Genomic DNA, 15,198 nt, shown 5'->3' with positions numbered 1-15,198 from the left:
GGTGCCAACTGAGATTCTTTTAAATTAGTCTATATAAAACATATTGTTATGAGTTTTTTGGTTTTTGAGTGAGCGCTTGGTAAACAGGGGTGTTAGAATTTTATTAATAAAAATATCTAGCAGAATGGATAAAAGTAGTCATGAGTCCGAAGCGCTTTCAGGGGCTGGAACATGAGTTTCTGAGCCTGCTCAGGCAACGCAATGCCGGCCTCAGAGTGCATAACCAGCGCGAGTTCACCAGCGGTGGTACGCCCTCCGCCGATGACCTGGCAGCAAGCTTTCACTTCACCGGTAGTGACAACAACATCTGGCTTGCCGGTCAGCGCGTCATGCTGCTGCAGGCTGATATATTCGGTGCCATCCGGCGGGAGTTGATCGACCGCCTCGGCATCGATGCCAGCCGCCGTTTTCTCAAGCGGATGGGCTGGCAGGCGGGCGCCCGTGACGCCGCCAAGGTCGTTGAGCTCTGGCCCAACGGCGATGATGAAAGCCTGTTTTCGGCGGGCCCTCGCTTGCACAAGCTGAAAGGGCTTATCGATATCGAGGTGGTGCAGATTGAGATCGATAACGCCCGCGGTCACTTCTATGGCGAGTTTCTCTGGTACAACTCCATGGAAGCGATGCAGCACCTGGCCACCTACGGTATAGGCAGCGAACCGGCCTGCTGGATGCAGCTGGGCTATGCCAGTGGTTACGCCTCAGGTCTGCTTGGACGCAACGTGATTTTCCGCGAGGTGGAGTGCAAGGGCTGTGGCGCAGCGCACTGTCGCATCATCGGCAAGCCCGCCGACGAGTGGGACGAAGCCGGTGACGAGCTGTTTACCGAGACCGAGGTGGCGCTCTATTCCGAACTGCACGAGCCAGCCCATCCCCATCGTCTGATGGTGGGTGGGTCGCCGGCCTTTCTGGCGGCTACCCGACTGCTATCGCGCGTGGCACCCACCGACGCCAGCGTTCTGTTGACCGGCGAATCGGGGGTAGGTAAGGAGATTTTCGCCCGGGCGCTGCATCAGCAGAGCGAGCGTTCAGACAAACCGCTGATCGCGCTGAACTGCGCCACGCTGCCGGAGAACCTGGTCGAAGCGGAGCTGTTCGGCGTGGAGAAAGGCGCCTTCACCGGGGCTGATCGCCTGCGCCAGGGCCGCTTCGAGCGGGCCAGCGGCGGCACCCTTTTTCTCGATGAAATCGCCACCCTGAGCCTGTCGGCCCAGGGAAAAATTCTGCGCGTGATCCAGGAGGGCGAGCTGGAGCGGCTCGGCGGCGGTAAAACCATCAAGGTCGATGTACGGATCATCGCGGCCACTAACGTGGATCTGCGGGCGGAAGCCCAGGCGGGCCGTTTCCGCGAGGACCTGTTCTACCGCCTGAACGTATTTCCTATCCATCTGCCACCGTTGCGGGAGCGGCGCGAGGATCTGCCGCTGCTGATGAACCATTTTCTTCAGCACTACTGCCGCCAGTACGGGCGCAGCCTGACCGGCTTTACCAGCCGGTTGGTGCATACCCTGTTGAACTACCCTTTCCCCGGCAATATCCGCGAGCTGCAGAACCTGATAGAGCGCGGCGTGATCATCGCCGAGGATGGCGAAGCGCTGGATATCAATCACCTGGCGCTGGGAGGCGAAACCGAGAGCCTGTCCTGGCCACAGCGTCATCCTGCAGCGGAGATGGGCGCTCGGGCGCAGGCTGAGGGTTCTGAGCGGGCAGCGGACAGGGAAGCAGAACGTCACAAGCCTCTTCTGGATGCTGCCGGTCAGGCCATGGCAGAGGAACATCGGCCGCTGGCGGAGCTGGATGCCTTTTTAAGTGGCAGCAGTGAGCGGCTGGAGACCTCGCTGTCGGAGGTGGAATCCCTGCTGATCGACGCCGCCATGGACAGATGCGAGGGCAATGTCTCCGCGGCTGCGCAGATGTTGGGTATGACCCGGGCGCAGCTCAGTTATCGGCTGAAAGGGAAGGTCTAGGCTCTTTAACGCGGATATGTCGTGCTCAGAGGTTCATGCTATGGCGCTGAACCTGGCCGTGTTCGCGGACCAACATTTCTGCGCGAGCCCCTTCTCTGCGACGCAGCGCTTCAACGATAAAGTGGTGTTGGCGATGGGCGTAGATCAGATCGTCATGGACCAGTTTCAGATCGGAAGAGCTAAATACCATCTGTAGCGGTGACGCGAAGGGTACAATATTGCAGCGGTTCACCAGCTCTGCCAGCAGCGGTGTTTCCGAGCCCTCGATAATCAGCTGGTGAAAGCGGTCGTTCATTTCACCGTAGGCATTCTCTTCCGCTTCACGAATCTCTTCACTGGCGACGATGGCGTCCCCCCTGTCCAGGCACTCCTGAAAAGCCTCGTCCAGTTCCGGGGTTAACCCCTTATCGGCAATCATGCGTGCGGCCATCCCTTCAAGCAGAGTTCGCGTTTCCAACGCCGTACGACACTCCTCCTTGGTAAAGGCTCGTACCGCGTAGCCACGCTTGCCAGCTGAGGTCAGCAGTCCGTCCTTGGCCAGTCTCGGTAAAGCCTGGCGGATCGGTGTGCGCGAAAGTCCCAGCCTTTCTGCCAAAGCGGCTTCTGTTATGCGTTCCCCCGGTGCCAGCTCGCCCCTGAGTATCAGCTCGCGAATCTTCGCGGCTGCGATGGAGTGCAGCTTCGCTGGGGTGGCTTCAGACATGGGGCGGTGCTCCTCGGGGGTTATGCTCGGGTTCTTGTCGGGGCGGATGATTACCCCACAGTTGGGATCCCAAAGCAATATATTCTGCTGTCGAAGTTGACAGTTTGTTGGTCTCGAACCTAATATGGGATCCCAAATGAACGGTAAAGCTTCCTGGAAAGGCTATTGTGGCCGGTTTGGGATCCTAATTATAAAAACGTCAAATTTGGAGCTGCACCTTATGAAGACCCCGCTACTACAGGTTCGAGTGGTTGGGATACGCCATCTCACTCCCCGTATCAGCGAATACCTGCTCGAATCCATCGACGGCAATCCCCTGCCGAAATACGACGCGGGTGCCCACATTGAACTTCACCTGGAAGCGCCCGAAATGGGCCGTTTCGTTCGTCACTACTCGCTGATCGGTGGTGACCGGATGGTGAAGGATCCGGCCAACCGATACCGCATAGCCGTGCAGCGGGAGGATCGCGCCAGAGGCTCGGCCTTTATCCACGAGCATCTGGATATTGGTACCGAGTTGAGTATCTCCTGGCCGAAGAATCATTTTGTGCTCGGGCACAACGACCCCCGGGTGCTGCTGATCGCCGGCGGTATCGGTATCACTCCGATCTACTCCATGCTGCAGAGCCTCGCCCGTCGTGGGCGTGACTACTCATTTGTCTACTCCGGGCGTACCGAAGAGGGTATGGCTTACCTCGAGGAAACTATGGCCCTGGCTGGTGAGCGTGGCGAAGTTCACCTCAGTGGCGAGCCAGCGATCGATCACCTGGATCTGAAGGCGCTGTTGGCCGCGCAGCCAGAGAATTGCATTGCCTATGTCTGTGGTCCGGAAGCGATGGTCAACGCGGCCTATGCCGCAGGCGCCGAGCTGGGCTGGCCGGAAGAGAGAATTCGTAGCGAGCGCTTCGGCGTGGCCGCAGCGGGTGAGGATCTGGCGTTCGAGGTTGTACTCGAGCACTCCCAGAAACGTGTGGCTGTTGGTCGCAACACTTCAATTCTGGACGCCGCCGAAGCAGCGGGATTGAGCCTGCTGTCCGACTGTCGCCGCGGTGAATGCGGGCTCTGCTCCCTGCCGGTTATCAGTTCATCGGGTCCTATCGATCACCGTGACCGATATCTCTCGGATGAAGAGAAAGCCAGCGGTGATGCCATCTGTTTATGCGTATCGCGAATCCAGGGCGGAACCCTGGTTATTGACGCCTGAATAAAGCAGGAGTGAAAGATGACTGTTTCAAATGCACAGAACACTCAGGCAGAACGCCTGATTACCAGTACTGGATTTGCCGACCATGAAACTCCCCTGGTGCGTAACTGCTGGTATGTGGCAGCTCGCAGCAGCGAGGTAACCCGTGAGGTGATCAGCCGCCGTCTGCTGGGCGTTGATGTCGCCATGTATCGCACCCTGGACGGGCGTCCTGTGGCCGTTCGCAACCGCTGTCCACACCGTTCCTTCCCGCTGGCAAAGGGCAAGCTGGAAGGGGATATCCTGGTTTGCGGCTATCACGGCATGCAGTTCGACCCTTCCGGTCGCTGCGTCAATATGCCGTCGATGCCGCTGACCCCCTCTAATGCCAACGTGCGCGGTTACCCGATGGTCGAGAAGGGGCCGCTGATCTGGATCTGGATGGGCGACAAGGATCTGGCGGACGAAAGCCGGGTTCCCGATACCCACTGGCTCGATGGTGGTGAGTTCAAGAGCGTGACCGGCTATTACCACATGAAGTCCGACTATGTGGCGATGCACGAAAACCTGCTGGACCAGACCCACTTTCCGTTTCTGCACCCGGGTACCGTGGGTACGCCGGAATACGCGCGCTCCAAGCTGAAGGTGCGCGAGGAGGGTGACCAGGTTGTGATCGACCGGGAACTGAAAAACTCCGCGCCGCCGGGAATCTACGGAATCCCAGCAGGCATCATGGAGAAAAAGGTCGACCGGTTGTCCGAAGCGCGCTTTATATCACCGGCGATGCATGTGGCCTTCGCAAAGATTATCGATCATGAGCCAGCTGAGGGAGCGCCTGAAAGATACCGTTTCAACATTACGCACCTGATCACCCCTGAGACCAATCACAGTATCCATTACTGGTGGTTCAACTCCCGAGACTTCAAGCACGACGACGCGGAAGCGGACGAGTTTCTGAAGTCCGCTTCGGAGCAGGCTTATCTGGAAGACGTCGAAGCGCTTGAGTGGATTCTTGAGGTAGTGACCAGCGATACGGAACCGCAGACGGACCTGAACTTCGCACCGGACAAGCCGGGACTCTTCATGCGCCGGACCCTGCACAACCTGGCGGTGGAAGAGAGCAATGCCTCCTACCACGACGAAAGCGTCCATTGCGGTTAACCCCCTTGTTCCCGTCACCAGTGACGGCCGTTCATCCGGCCGCCGGTGCGGAACGAAGGCAAAATAAGAGTAATAAGAATGAGTACAACTAACCCAACTTTTCCCCTGAATGCCTGGTACGTGGCTGCCTGGGATGCTGAGGTCGGAAGAACGCTGCTGGCGCGCACCATCTGTGACAAGGAGATGGTGTTTTACCGGCGCCTGGATGGCACCGCTGTGGCATTGGCCGATGCCTGCTGGCATCGCCTGCTGCCCTTGTCTGTAGGTAGCCTGGACGGTGATGAGGTCGTCTGTGGCTACCACGGCCTCAAGTTCAACGATGCCGGGCGCTGTACCCATATGCCCTCGCAGGAGACACTGAACCCTTCGGCCTGTGTGCACTCCTTCCCAGTGGTCGAACGGCACCGTTTTGTCTGGGTCTGGCCCGGTGATCCCTCCAAGGCTGATCCTTCACTGATTCCGGACCTGGGCTGGTTCGATGACGCGGCCTGGGCTGGCGATGGCCGAATGACCGAGGTTGCTGCCGACTACCGGTTGGTGATCGATAACCTGATGGATCTGACCCATGAAACCTATGTGCATGCCTCGAGTATCGGTAACGAGGCGTTAGCCGAGGCGCCGTTCGAACCCAGCCATGGCGAGCGCACCGCAACGATCACCCGCTGGGTCCTGAACGAAGAGGCGCCGGCGTTCTGGGCCGCCCAGTTGAACAAGCCGGGCCCCGTGGATCGGTGGCAGTACATCCATTTCCTGGCGCCGGCCACCATTGTGCTTGATGTGGGCGTCGCGCCGGCAGGAACAGGCGCGCCCGAGGGGGATCGCAGTCAGGGGGTGAGCATGTGGGTTGTGCATATTCCGACGCCATCCACGGAGAACACCTGTTACTACTTCTGGTGCCATCTGCGTAACTACCGGGTAGGCGAGCAGGGGCTGACACGTCGAATCATGGAAGCGGCGGTGGGTATCCTGCGTGAGGACGAGGATGTGATCGAAGCGCAGCAGCGGGCCATCGACAAGAATCCGGGGCGTGATTTCAATAACCTGAATATCGACGCCGGCTCCCTTTGGGCGCGGCGCCGGATCAACGACATGATCGCCAAAGAAAATCCGCAGCAGATTCCCGCTGTGTCGGTCGAGTAAGGAGTGCGTTATGCGAAATCTTAGTGTCTGGCACGAAGCGCAGGTTATCGACGTACAGAACATCACGCCGACGGTGAGGGAGATTCATCTGCAGCCCGCCGCCACGGAGTCGGCGCAGCCCGGTTCCCATATCAACGTAAAGGTGATGATCGATGATCGGCCGGATCACCGCTCCTATTCGGTGGTGCGCCAACTGGATAAGGGGGGCCTGGTTATCGCAGTAAAACAGCTGCCCGACAGCCGCGGCGGTTCCCGTTACATGTGGACGCTGGAGCCGGGTGCCCGGGTCAGCGTCACACCGTCCGCCTGTGATTTTGAACTCTCTTACGGTGCCACAGAGTATCTGCTCATTGCTGGTGGTATCGGTATTACCCCCATCTTCGCCATGGCACGTGCCCTGGCTTCCCGCGGTGAAAAGGTGCGGATGCTTTACGCTGCCCGCAGCCGGGATGAGTTGGCCTACGCAGAGGAATTGGGTGCGCTTCTCGGCGATAGTGTTCAGCTGTTTACCGATGCCGATGGTACCCATATCGATATCGCCGCCGAGATCGAGAATCTTCATGCAAAGGGAGAGCTCTACATCTGCGGCCCGCTCGGTCTGATGGAGGCCGTGCGCGGACAGTGGCATAAGCAGGGCCGTGCGCCTGCGGCCTTGCATTATGAAACCTTCGGTTCCAGTGGCCGCCATCCATCGGGACCCTTCACGGTGAAGATCCCGCGCCTTGGGTTGGAGGTGACAGTGCCTAAGGATCGCTCGATCCTGGATGTGCTGACCGAGGCCGGGGTTGAGGTGCTGTCCGACTGCCGACGAGGCGAGTGTGGTCTGTGCGCCATGGAGGTGACCGCTATCAATGGCGAGATCGATCACCGTGATGTGTTCTTCAGTGAAGAGCAGCACAGCGAAAATAAACAGCTTTGTACCTGTGTGTCGCGCGTGGTCAGTGGTTCGATAGCGGTAGACCCGGCCTGGAAAGGAGATCCGGAGCTACGCAAGTAATCCGCTGGGAGCATGTCGCAACGGAAGACGATGATGAGTTCATGGTCTTCCGTTGTTAATTTGGGAACACCAACCTCTATTTTCCTCTCTTGCAGGCTTTAAGTCTTTGCCTCAGTAGCACAGATCCATTAGCGATATTTCTATCCCATTTTAGATGAACTTTTTATCAATAGTGGTTGATGTGGATAACGTCTCGTGACAATATGTAACCCAGGTTAACAGTAACCATAGTTTACTTAAATTTTCTGTTATGAAATCCCGTATATAAATGGCTTTATTATCATTTTAATAAAGTGGTGTTTTTTTTCTTTTAAGTAAATAAAAGGCTTCGATTTATATTTTGGAGGTTTGAGGGTTAAAAATAAATTAATCAAAAAATAAAATGCAATTTGCAAATAAAACCATAAATAAAAATAATGAGGTTCGAATGCATATCAAAAGCAAACTGGCTGCTGCTGTCATGGCGGCTTCTATGGCTGGTCAGGTTTCGGCAGTGGAACTGGGTGAGTTCAATGGCACCAGCTTCTCCATAGGTGGCTATGTCAAAGCTGAAGGGATGTTCACCCAACCTGATGATGGAGATAACTCTTTCGAGGGCAGTGTACGGCAGAGCCGTCTGAACTTCGCCGCGAAGCGCGATATCGAGGGACACAAGGTTATCGGCTTTATCGAAGGTGACTTTTGGAATAACAACACCGAAGAAGAAAGCTCCTATGCGCTTCGCCTGCGACACGCCTATATCAACGTGGATAACCTGACGATCGGTCAAACCTGGAACGGACAGTTCTTGGCGTCGGCTCCCGTCGACGTAGGTGCGATCAACTTTTTCGGTGCCGGTAACGGAACCTTTGCCGGCAGTGGCTCGGAGATAAGGCCGGACCTGGTCATGCATTACACCCTGGGTGGTGCCCGCTTCACGCTTCAGGATCCGTATTATGACGACGCAGACTTCCCCGATTTGGTAGCGGCCTATACCTGGCGCACAGAAGGCGGGCATATCTTCAATGTCGCTATGAGTGGTCGTGAAGTTTATACCGGAGTTTATACCGGAGAGGACGACTCCGACTATGGCGTGGCGCTGGCCGCCGGTGCCAAGTTCAAGTTTGGCAATACCGACGTTTCGATCAACGGTTTCAGCGGCAAGGGCGCAGCTGCTTATACCAGTTGGGGTTATAACGGTGCTAAGGGGCCAGCGACCTCCGATGTGAACGCAGAAGGGGAGCTGATTACCGTTACCGGCTTTTCCGCCGGCGTTGCTCACCAGTTTACCGACAAGCTAAAGGGCATAGTGCGCTATGGCCAGGTCACCGCTGATGAGTTCGATGCGGCGGTCGCGTTTACTGATGACGATACGCTCAAGTCCACAAACGTTTCGCTGATTTACAGTTACCTTCCCCAGCTGGATCTCGGAATCGAGTGGCGTGATCTGAATGCCGCGACTCGCCCGCCGACTTCCGCGTCCTCTTCGTTGCGACCGGCAGGTACCCAGGTTGAGCTGATGGCCATGTACAAGTTCTGAGCATAGGTTCTGAGTTGGTCCCACCGGTGGTACACCGGTTCTCAAGGCGCTTCGCAGGTTTGTGAAGCGCTTTTTTTGTGCCCGTTTTACGGTGACTCTTGGTTTTTTTCCGAGTAATAGGGAGAGAAGCCAGCGGTTGTTGGGAGGCTCAGACGTGATAACGGCGATGACGAAAAAAGAGAGGAGGCTATCCTCTCAAGGACCTCTCAGGCGAGGAGTAAAGCTGAGACCGGAATGGGGATTGGACGCCAGCCGGGGGGGAGGGCTGGCGTCTGTGTTCAGGCGGCGACTGAACCGTGAGGGTCGATAACAAACTTGGTTGCCGCACCGCCATCGAAATCGGCATAGCCCTGGGGTGCCTGGTCGAGAGTGATCATCTTCACATTGACGGCATCGGCGATCTTGACCTTGCCAAACAGGATCGCCTGCATCAGCGGACGGTGGTACTTCATCACCGGGCACTGGCCAGTATGGAAGCTGTGGGATTTTGCCCAGCCGAGACCGAAACGCATGCTGAGCGCGCCTTGCTTGGCGGCTTCATCGACAGCGCCGGGGTCCTCGGTGACGTAGAGTCCCGGGATACCGATCTCACCGCCGGCACGGGTCAGTTCCATGGCAGAGTTGAGTACGGTGGCCGGTGCTTCCTTACCGTGGTTGCAGCCACAGGCGTGGGCCTCAAAGCCGACGCAGTCCACAAAGGCATCGACCTCACGCTCGCCGAGGATCGCTTCCACTTTATCCGCCATATCGCCCTCTTCGGTGAGGTCGATGGTTTCACAACCGAAGCTGCGTGCCTGCTTCAGACGCTCTTCATTCATGTCGCCGACGATAACGCAGGCGGCGCCGAGCAGTTGTGCGGAAACGGCGGCGGCAAGGCCGACAGGGCCGGCACCGGCGATATAAACGGTAGAACCCGGGCCGACGCCAGCGGTTACACAGCCGTGGAAGCCGGTCGGAAAAATATCGGACAGTAGCGTCAGGTCCTGGATCTTCTCCATCGCCTGGTCGGCATCCGGGAATTTCAGCAGGTTGAAGTCAGCGTAGGGCACCATGACGTACTCGGTCTGACCGCCGACCCAGCCGCCCATGTCGACGTAGCCGTAAGCCGCGCCCGGACGCGCCGGATTGACGTTCAGACAGATGCCGGTGTTGCCTTCTTTGCAGTTACGGCAGCGGCCGCAGGCAATATTGAAGGGCACAGAGACCAGGTCGCCGGGCTTGATAAACTCCACATCGCTACCGCACTCCACGACCAGCCCGGTAATCTCGTGTCCTAGAACGAGGCCCGAAGGAGCAGTGGTACGACCGCGAACCATGTGCTGGTCGCTACCGCAGATATTAGTGGTGACAACTTTTAAAATGACACCGTGCTCGCATTTCCGGTTACCCAGTTCAAGCTTGGGATAGGGAATATTTTCGACAGCTACCTCGCCGGGGCCTTTGTAAACGACACCTCGGTTGGAATGAGAGTTGCTCATTGCTTTTCCTCTAAGAGTTTTTAGAATTTTATGCCTGAAGGTAAGGGAAATATTGATTTCCATTTGAAAAGTTACTCTTTGATATTTGCAATGACCAATACAGAATGATCTATAAGGTATACGTTTTTTTAATTGGCTTATTCTCGCTGTGTTCTTATTAATTGATCTATGGCTTTAGATGAAATTAGGTGATGTAATCTTTAACTGAAAAATAATTAGTGATAGTCGGTTATGAGCTTGCATTATTTTCAGGCGATTAATTAACGCCTGAAGGAACTATCGAAACTTAGACGGGGTATCGCGGACAGGATGTCCGGGTAGGGTACTTTGCTGTTTATTGAATTCGATCGCCTGGAAGCAGGCGCCAGGCGGATGACGGGACCGGCATCGGATTGGTTAGCCCCGTCGGTTTCTCCTGGCGCTAGATTTGTGGCGATGCTTCAGCCGAGATCATCTTTTCCAGCAGGGCGATGAGCTGTTTCCGCTCGGTATCGCTGAGGTTGGATGCCAGCAGGGCTTCGTATTTAAGCGTCTGCTCGGTCAGGAAGGCGAGCTCATCCTGACCAGGTTCGGTGAGGTGCAGTGAGTAGCTGCGGCGATCACCTTTCTTGGCGCGGCGCTCAATCAGGTTCATCTCCTCCAGCCGGTCAATCACCTTGACGATACCTGCACGACTGATATCGAGCTTTTTTGCCAAATCAGACTGGGTAATGCCGGCGTTTTTGCTGATCAGCGTCAGCGCTGTCAGCCGGGCCGGTGAGATCGCATCCTGACCGAAGGATTTGTAGAACAGATCGTATGCATAGACCTGAGCACGCTTGATGGCATAACCCAGAGCGCCATTCAAGATTGCCAGGCTGTCCGTGCTGTTTGTGCTGCTGGATAGGGCTTTCTCGCCAGACTGGGACTCTTTAAGTGCCACTAAGGGCCTCCTTCGGGTATTGGATTTATTGAGCGAAGGTTTCGCTGCCTGTGCTGGAAACATGAGATTGAGGTGTCTGGCTGCACTCCACTTTCAGTCTCACCTGAATTTTTTCACACCAGCCTGTTGATGTGGCCATCATACCATGACAATATGCTAACCAGGTTAACAAATAACACGGTTTACAAATCGGTCTGTCAAAACAGCTTGGCTGGCCGAGGATGCGGAGAAGGTGGTTAGCCCTCTCCGTGACAAGAATAAAAAAGCCAGTGTAAGGAGAATAATAATGACCGAAGTAACAGTTGGCACCATGCCACTGGTAGAGGTTTCCATTGATGAAGCCATCGCCACGATCACACTGAACCGTCCCGACAAACGCAACGCTCTGAGCATGACCATGGTTACAGAGCTGCAGGCGGCGTTTTCAGGGCTACCTGCTTCAGTAAAGGCCGTCATCCTCACCGGTGCCGGCGAACACTTCTGTGCTGGCCTGGACCTTTCCGAACTCAAGGAGTCGTCCTCCGCAGAAAATATCGAAGGCTCGATGCTCTGGTACGAGGCGTTTCGCCAAATCCAGTTTGGCCGTGCCCCGGTTATCACCGTACTGCATGGCGCCGTAGTAGGGGGCGGACTGGAGCTGGCATCCGCTCTGCACGTGCGTATCGCGGAAGAAACCGCCTATTTCGGGCTTCCGGAAGGGCAGCGCGGTATTTTTCTCGGTGGCGGCGGATCGGTCCGAATCACCAAGCTTATCGGTTTCTCACGGGTGGCTGAAATGATGCTCACCGGGCACGTGGTGGATGCTAAAGAAGCTCACCAGATCGGGCTTGCCCACTACGTGGTTAAACCGGGCGAGGGTATGAAAAAGGCTCGCGAACTGGCCGAAAAAGTCGCTTCCAACCTGCCGCTGTCCAACTTCGCCATTCTTAATGCGCTGCCGCTGATCGCCGAGCAGCCGATGACTCACGGCCTGTTTACCGAATCGCTGATGGCGGCGATCACCCAGGATGCGCCGGAAGCGAAAGAGCGTGTAAACGCCTTTCTGCAGAAGCGTGCCAACAAGGTGGTGCTCGAGTAAATCCCTATAGATCAAACAGTTCACTGTAGTTAAACGAACATCATAAAAATAATAGTTGAGGCTCGTTATGAATATGCAGAACAGTGCTGGCGCTGCTGGCCAGTCCATCCTGGGCGATGCTCGCCGGGATATCCGTCCCATCCTCAATCCTGAATCTGTTGCCATCATCGGTATGTCCAGCAAGCCCGGTTCCGCCGGTCAGGTGGTGCTGAACAACCTGCTTGAAGGTGGTTTCAAGGGTGAGGTTCATCTGGTAGGCCGTAGCGGCGGCATGCTGGGAGATCGTCAGATCCTGACCGATATATCGGAGCTGCCAGAAGGCGTGGAGCTGGCGATTCTGATGCTTCCCTCCGGTGCGGTGCTGGATGCGGTCAAAGCCTGTGTGGCCCGTGGTGTGCGCAGTGCAGTCTGTTTTGCCTCCGGCTTTGCCGAAATGGGTGCCGAAGGCCGCGAACAGCAGCGGATTATCGCAGAGACCGCAGCTGCCGGCGGCATGACTCTACTGGGACCCAATACCGTTGGCTATTTCAACTACGTCAACGCCTTCTACGTCATGATGGTGGAGCTGGATCTGCCAGCACCACTGGATCCCGAAGAGGGCCCCGCCGTGGCAGTTGTTGCGCAGAGTGGCGGTATCGGCGCACATATTGCCGCGTCGCTAAGGGCGCGCGGAGTGCCGCTCTCCTACATGATGACCACCGGTAATGAGGCGCAGACCGGGCTGGCAGATATGATCAGTCATTTCGCCGCTGATGAATATACCGGAACCATCGTCGTGTACGCCGAGCAGATCCGTTCAGCGCCGGATTTTGTCAGGGCCGTAAAAGACGCCCGCGCCCGTGGTAAGGGTGTCGTGCTGCTCCACCCCGGTCGCAGCGAACGCTCCCAGGAAGCGGCCAAGTCTCATACAGGTGCGCTAGCGGGCAACCATGCGGCCATGCAGTTGATGGCTGAGTATGCCGGTGTCACGGTGGTCGACAGCCTGGAAGAGGCGATCGATGTCAGCCAGCTGCTGCTGCGTTATCCCACAGCGCCGGTCGGTGGAATGGGGCTCGCGACAGCTTCCGGTGCCATCTGCGGTCTGACCCAGGATTACGTCGAACCTCTGGGGCTGGAACTGCCGCCGCTTTCGGAAGAACAGGTTGCGGGACTTAAGGAGCATCTGCCCGATTTTCTGCCGCCGCGTAACCCCCTTGATTTGGGTACCCTGGTCAGTTTCCAGCCCGATCTGATCGAAACCGGGGTCAAGGCCCTGCTGGCAGACACCTCAATCGGTAGCGCTATGATCTCCATGGCGATGCCGGGACCTGAAGCCTCACTGGTCTGGTTGAAATACTACCTGGCGGCTACTGCCGGTAGCGACAAGCCCGCCATTTTTGTCATGCAGAATGAAGATGTGCCGCTGTCCGCGGATTTTATCGCGGAAGCACGCCGCCATCGCGCCATCATTATGCGTTCTCCGGAGCGTGCCATCCGTGCGCTTGCCCGTATTACCCGTTTTGGTCGTCGCCAGGCGATGCAGCAACAGCAAGAGGCTGCAGTGAGCCGTGATGCATTGACCCGGCTCGAACTTGGCCGGGGTGTACTGCCCGAGTGGTCAGGCAAACAGATATTGCGTGAGCTTTCCATTCCTGTACCGGCCGGTGCATTGGCTCGTTCTGCGGATGAAGCGGTGAGCATCGCTTCTGACATCGGCTATCCGGTGGTGATCAAGGCGCAGTCGGCCAGGCTGGCGCATAAAAGCGAGGTGGGCGGTGTGCTGCTCAACATCGCCGACGAAGCGCAGCTGCGTAGCGCCTGGACACAGCTCTACGCCAATGTCCGCAAGGCTGAGCCGGATCTGGAGCTCGACGGCGCCCTGGTAGAGAAAATGGGTGAGCGTGGACTTGAGCTGGTCGTTGGTGCCAGCCGTGATCCGCAGTGGGGCCCGATTCTGATGGTCGGCCTGGGTGGCGTCTGGGTCGAGGCGCTCGGTGATGTTCAGCTGCTTCCACCTCAGCTTCCCCGTGAAGCCATTATCGAAAAACTGCACGGCCTGAAAGCCTCCAAGCTGCTGACCGGATTCCGGGGCGATCCCGCCGTGGATGTGGAAGCGGTGGCCGATGTGGTGGCCACGGTCGGGCAATTGATGGTCGAGCGTCCTGAGATCCAGGAGATCGATATCAACCCGTTGGTGGTATACGCGCAGGGCAAGGGCGTCGCTGCTCAAGACGTACTGATTGTTACTGAATAAGTCATTTTTCTAGCAACTGAATTTCTGATTCGTATCAAGGAGTACGTTATGCAGCTCGAAGGAACAGCAGTATTGGTCACCGGTGGCGCCTCAGGTCTGGGCGAAGCGACGGTGCGGCATCTGGCCTCTCTCGGCGCCCGTGTGGCCATTCTCGATATTCAGATGGAGCGGGCCGAAATGCTGGCCGCCGAGATAGGCGGTATCGCGATTCGTTGCGATGTGACCGATGCCGATAGTGCCAGCGCCGCGATTGCGCGGGCGAAAGAAGCGCAGGGTGTTGCCCGCTTGCTGGTTAACTGCGCCGGTGGCGGTGCGGCGAAACGGGTGGTGGGACGTGATGGCCCGATGCCGCTCGAGGACTTCACCAAGATCATCAACCTGAATCTGGTGGGCAGCTTCAACATGACGCGCCTGGCGGCAGCCGACATGATCGCCGCCGAGCCTGATGCCAATGGAGAGCGGGGTCTTATCCTGCTGACCACCTCGGTAGCAGCTTATGAAGGCCAGATCGGTCAGGCGGCCTATACCGCGGCGAAAGGGGCCTTGGCCGCCCTGCCGATCCAGCTGGCGCGAGAGTTTGCCCAGTTCGGAGTCCGTGCGATGGGCATAGCGCCAGGTATCTTTCATACGCCGCTGCTCGATACAGCGCCTCCGGAAGTACAGAAAGCATTGGGTGAGTCTATTCCCTTCCCTCAGCGTTTGGGGCAGCCGGCAGAGTTTGCTGACCTGGTCGCACATATAGCGACCAACAGCTATCTGAACGGCGATGTAATCCGAATCGACGGCGCCACACGGCTGGCTCCGCGCTAAAAGAGGAGAT

Annotated in this window: 12 protein-coding genes; 9 read left to right on the top strand and 3 right to left on the bottom strand. The window is 57.0% G+C overall.

Features of this window, described 5'->3' with window-relative positions:
- The first annotated feature begins 140 nt into the window (after positions 1–140).
- Positions 141–1,964, top strand: coding sequence for a sigma 54-interacting transcriptional regulator (locus tag ACQUQP_RS19395; protein WP_432696675.1), 1,824 nt, complete (start codon positions 141–143; stop codon positions 1,962–1,964).
- Between the two features lie 25 nt (positions 1,965–1,989).
- Here ACQUQP_RS19395 and ACQUQP_RS19390 read toward each other — a convergent pair whose 3' ends face one another.
- The gene (locus tag ACQUQP_RS19390) at positions 1,990–2,667 is read right to left on the bottom strand and encodes a GntR family transcriptional regulator (protein WP_432696674.1); all 678 of its coding nucleotides are present in this window, start codon (positions 2,665–2,667) and stop codon (positions 1,990–1,992) included.
- A gap of 220 nt (positions 2,668–2,887) precedes the next feature.
- Between ACQUQP_RS19390 and ACQUQP_RS19385 the strand changes: the two genes are divergently transcribed.
- The 5 genes from ACQUQP_RS19385 to ACQUQP_RS19365 all read left to right on the top strand — a co-directional run bounded on the left by ACQUQP_RS19385 (position 2,888) and on the right by ACQUQP_RS19365 (position 8,667).
- Entirely contained in the window at positions 2,888–3,871 is a 984-nt protein-coding gene (locus ACQUQP_RS19385; RefSeq protein ID WP_432696673.1) for a PDR/VanB family oxidoreductase, read from the top strand.
- Between the two features lie 18 nt (positions 3,872–3,889).
- On the top strand, positions 3,890–5,011 hold the full coding sequence (locus ACQUQP_RS19380) for a Rieske 2Fe-2S domain-containing protein (RefSeq protein WP_432696672.1): 1,122 nt from the start codon (positions 3,890–3,892) through the stop codon (positions 5,009–5,011).
- A gap of 78 nt (positions 5,012–5,089) precedes the next feature.
- A complete protein-coding gene (locus ACQUQP_RS19375) occupies positions 5,090–6,151 on the top strand; it encodes a Rieske 2Fe-2S domain-containing protein (protein WP_432696671.1) in 1,062 nt (353 codons plus the stop codon).
- 10 nt (positions 6,152–6,161) lie between these two features.
- A complete protein-coding gene (locus ACQUQP_RS19370) occupies positions 6,162–7,148 on the top strand; it encodes a PDR/VanB family oxidoreductase (RefSeq protein WP_432696670.1) in 987 nt (328 codons plus the stop codon).
- Positions 7,149–7,575: 427 nt separating this feature from the next.
- Entirely contained in the window at positions 7,576–8,667 is a 1,092-nt protein-coding gene (locus ACQUQP_RS19365; protein WP_432696669.1) for a hypothetical protein, read from the top strand.
- Between the two features lie 278 nt (positions 8,668–8,945).
- Here the strand turns inward: ACQUQP_RS19365 and fdhA are convergent, their stop codons facing one another.
- Together fdhA and ACQUQP_RS19355 are read right to left on the bottom strand one after the other, a co-directional pair.
- Positions 8,946–10,145 (bottom strand): formaldehyde dehydrogenase, glutathione-independent, encoded by a 1,200-nt coding sequence (gene fdhA / locus ACQUQP_RS19360; protein WP_432696668.1) that lies wholly within the window; start codon positions 10,143–10,145, stop codon positions 8,946–8,948.
- 421 nt (positions 10,146–10,566) lie between these two features.
- On the bottom strand, positions 10,567–11,067 hold the full coding sequence (locus tag ACQUQP_RS19355; RefSeq protein WP_432696667.1) for a MarR family winged helix-turn-helix transcriptional regulator: 501 nt from the start codon (positions 11,065–11,067) through the stop codon (positions 10,567–10,569).
- 286 nt (positions 11,068–11,353) lie between these two features.
- On the opposite strand from ACQUQP_RS19355, the gene ACQUQP_RS19350 reads away from it, so the two are divergent.
- The 3 genes from ACQUQP_RS19350 (at position 11,354) to ACQUQP_RS19340 (ending at position 15,188) form a co-directional block, all read left to right on the top strand.
- Positions 11,354–12,145 (top strand): crotonase/enoyl-CoA hydratase family protein, encoded by a 792-nt coding sequence (locus tag ACQUQP_RS19350; RefSeq protein ID WP_432696666.1) that lies wholly within the window; start codon positions 11,354–11,356, stop codon positions 12,143–12,145.
- Between the two features lie 67 nt (positions 12,146–12,212).
- The gene (locus ACQUQP_RS19345) at positions 12,213–14,378 is read left to right on the top strand and encodes an acetate--CoA ligase family protein (RefSeq protein WP_432696665.1); all 2,166 of its coding nucleotides are present in this window, start codon (positions 12,213–12,215) and stop codon (positions 14,376–14,378) included.
- 48 nt (positions 14,379–14,426) lie between these two features.
- Positions 14,427–15,188 (top strand): SDR family NAD(P)-dependent oxidoreductase, encoded by a 762-nt coding sequence (locus ACQUQP_RS19340; protein WP_432696664.1) that lies wholly within the window; start codon positions 14,427–14,429, stop codon positions 15,186–15,188.
- Positions 15,189–15,198: the final 10 nt, after the last annotated feature.

This window comes from Marinobacterium sp. YM272 (genome assembly GCF_050908845.1).
In the GTDB taxonomy this organism is placed as follows: Bacteria; Pseudomonadota; Gammaproteobacteria; order Pseudomonadales; family Balneatricaceae; genus Marinobacterium_D.
The sequence above is the reverse complement of the archived record's forward strand: the minus strand, read 5'-3'. Positions and strand labels throughout refer to the sequence as shown.

Coding starts and splice junctions, on each gene's coding strand:
- ACQUQP_RS19385 (WP_432696673.1), top strand. CDS start 2,888: ATGAAGACCCCGCTACTACAGGTTCGAGTGGTTGGGATACGCCATCTC.
- ACQUQP_RS19345 (WP_432696665.1), top strand. CDS start 12,213: ATGAATATGCAGAACAGTGCTGGCGCTGCTGGCCAGTCCATCCTGGGC.
- ACQUQP_RS19365 (WP_432696669.1), top strand. CDS start 7,576: ATGCATATCAAAAGCAAACTGGCTGCTGCTGTCATGGCGGCTTCTATG.
- ACQUQP_RS19395 (WP_432696675.1), top strand. CDS start 141: ATGAGTCCGAAGCGCTTTCAGGGGCTGGAACATGAGTTTCTGAGCCTG.
- ACQUQP_RS19370 (WP_432696670.1), top strand. CDS start 6,162: ATGCGAAATCTTAGTGTCTGGCACGAAGCGCAGGTTATCGACGTACAG.
- ACQUQP_RS19380 (WP_432696672.1), top strand. CDS start 3,890: ATGACTGTTTCAAATGCACAGAACACTCAGGCAGAACGCCTGATTACC.
- ACQUQP_RS19350 (WP_432696666.1), top strand. CDS start 11,354: ATGACCGAAGTAACAGTTGGCACCATGCCACTGGTAGAGGTTTCCATT.
- fdhA (WP_432696668.1), bottom strand. CDS start 10,145: ATGAGCAACTCTCATTCCAACCGAGGTGTCGTTTACAAAGGCCCCGGC.
- ACQUQP_RS19375 (WP_432696671.1), top strand. CDS start 5,090: ATGAGTACAACTAACCCAACTTTTCCCCTGAATGCCTGGTACGTGGCT.
- ACQUQP_RS19390 (WP_432696674.1), bottom strand. CDS start 2,667: ATGTCTGAAGCCACCCCAGCGAAGCTGCACTCCATCGCAGCCGCGAAG.
- ACQUQP_RS19340 (WP_432696664.1), top strand. CDS start 14,427: ATGCAGCTCGAAGGAACAGCAGTATTGGTCACCGGTGGCGCCTCAGGT.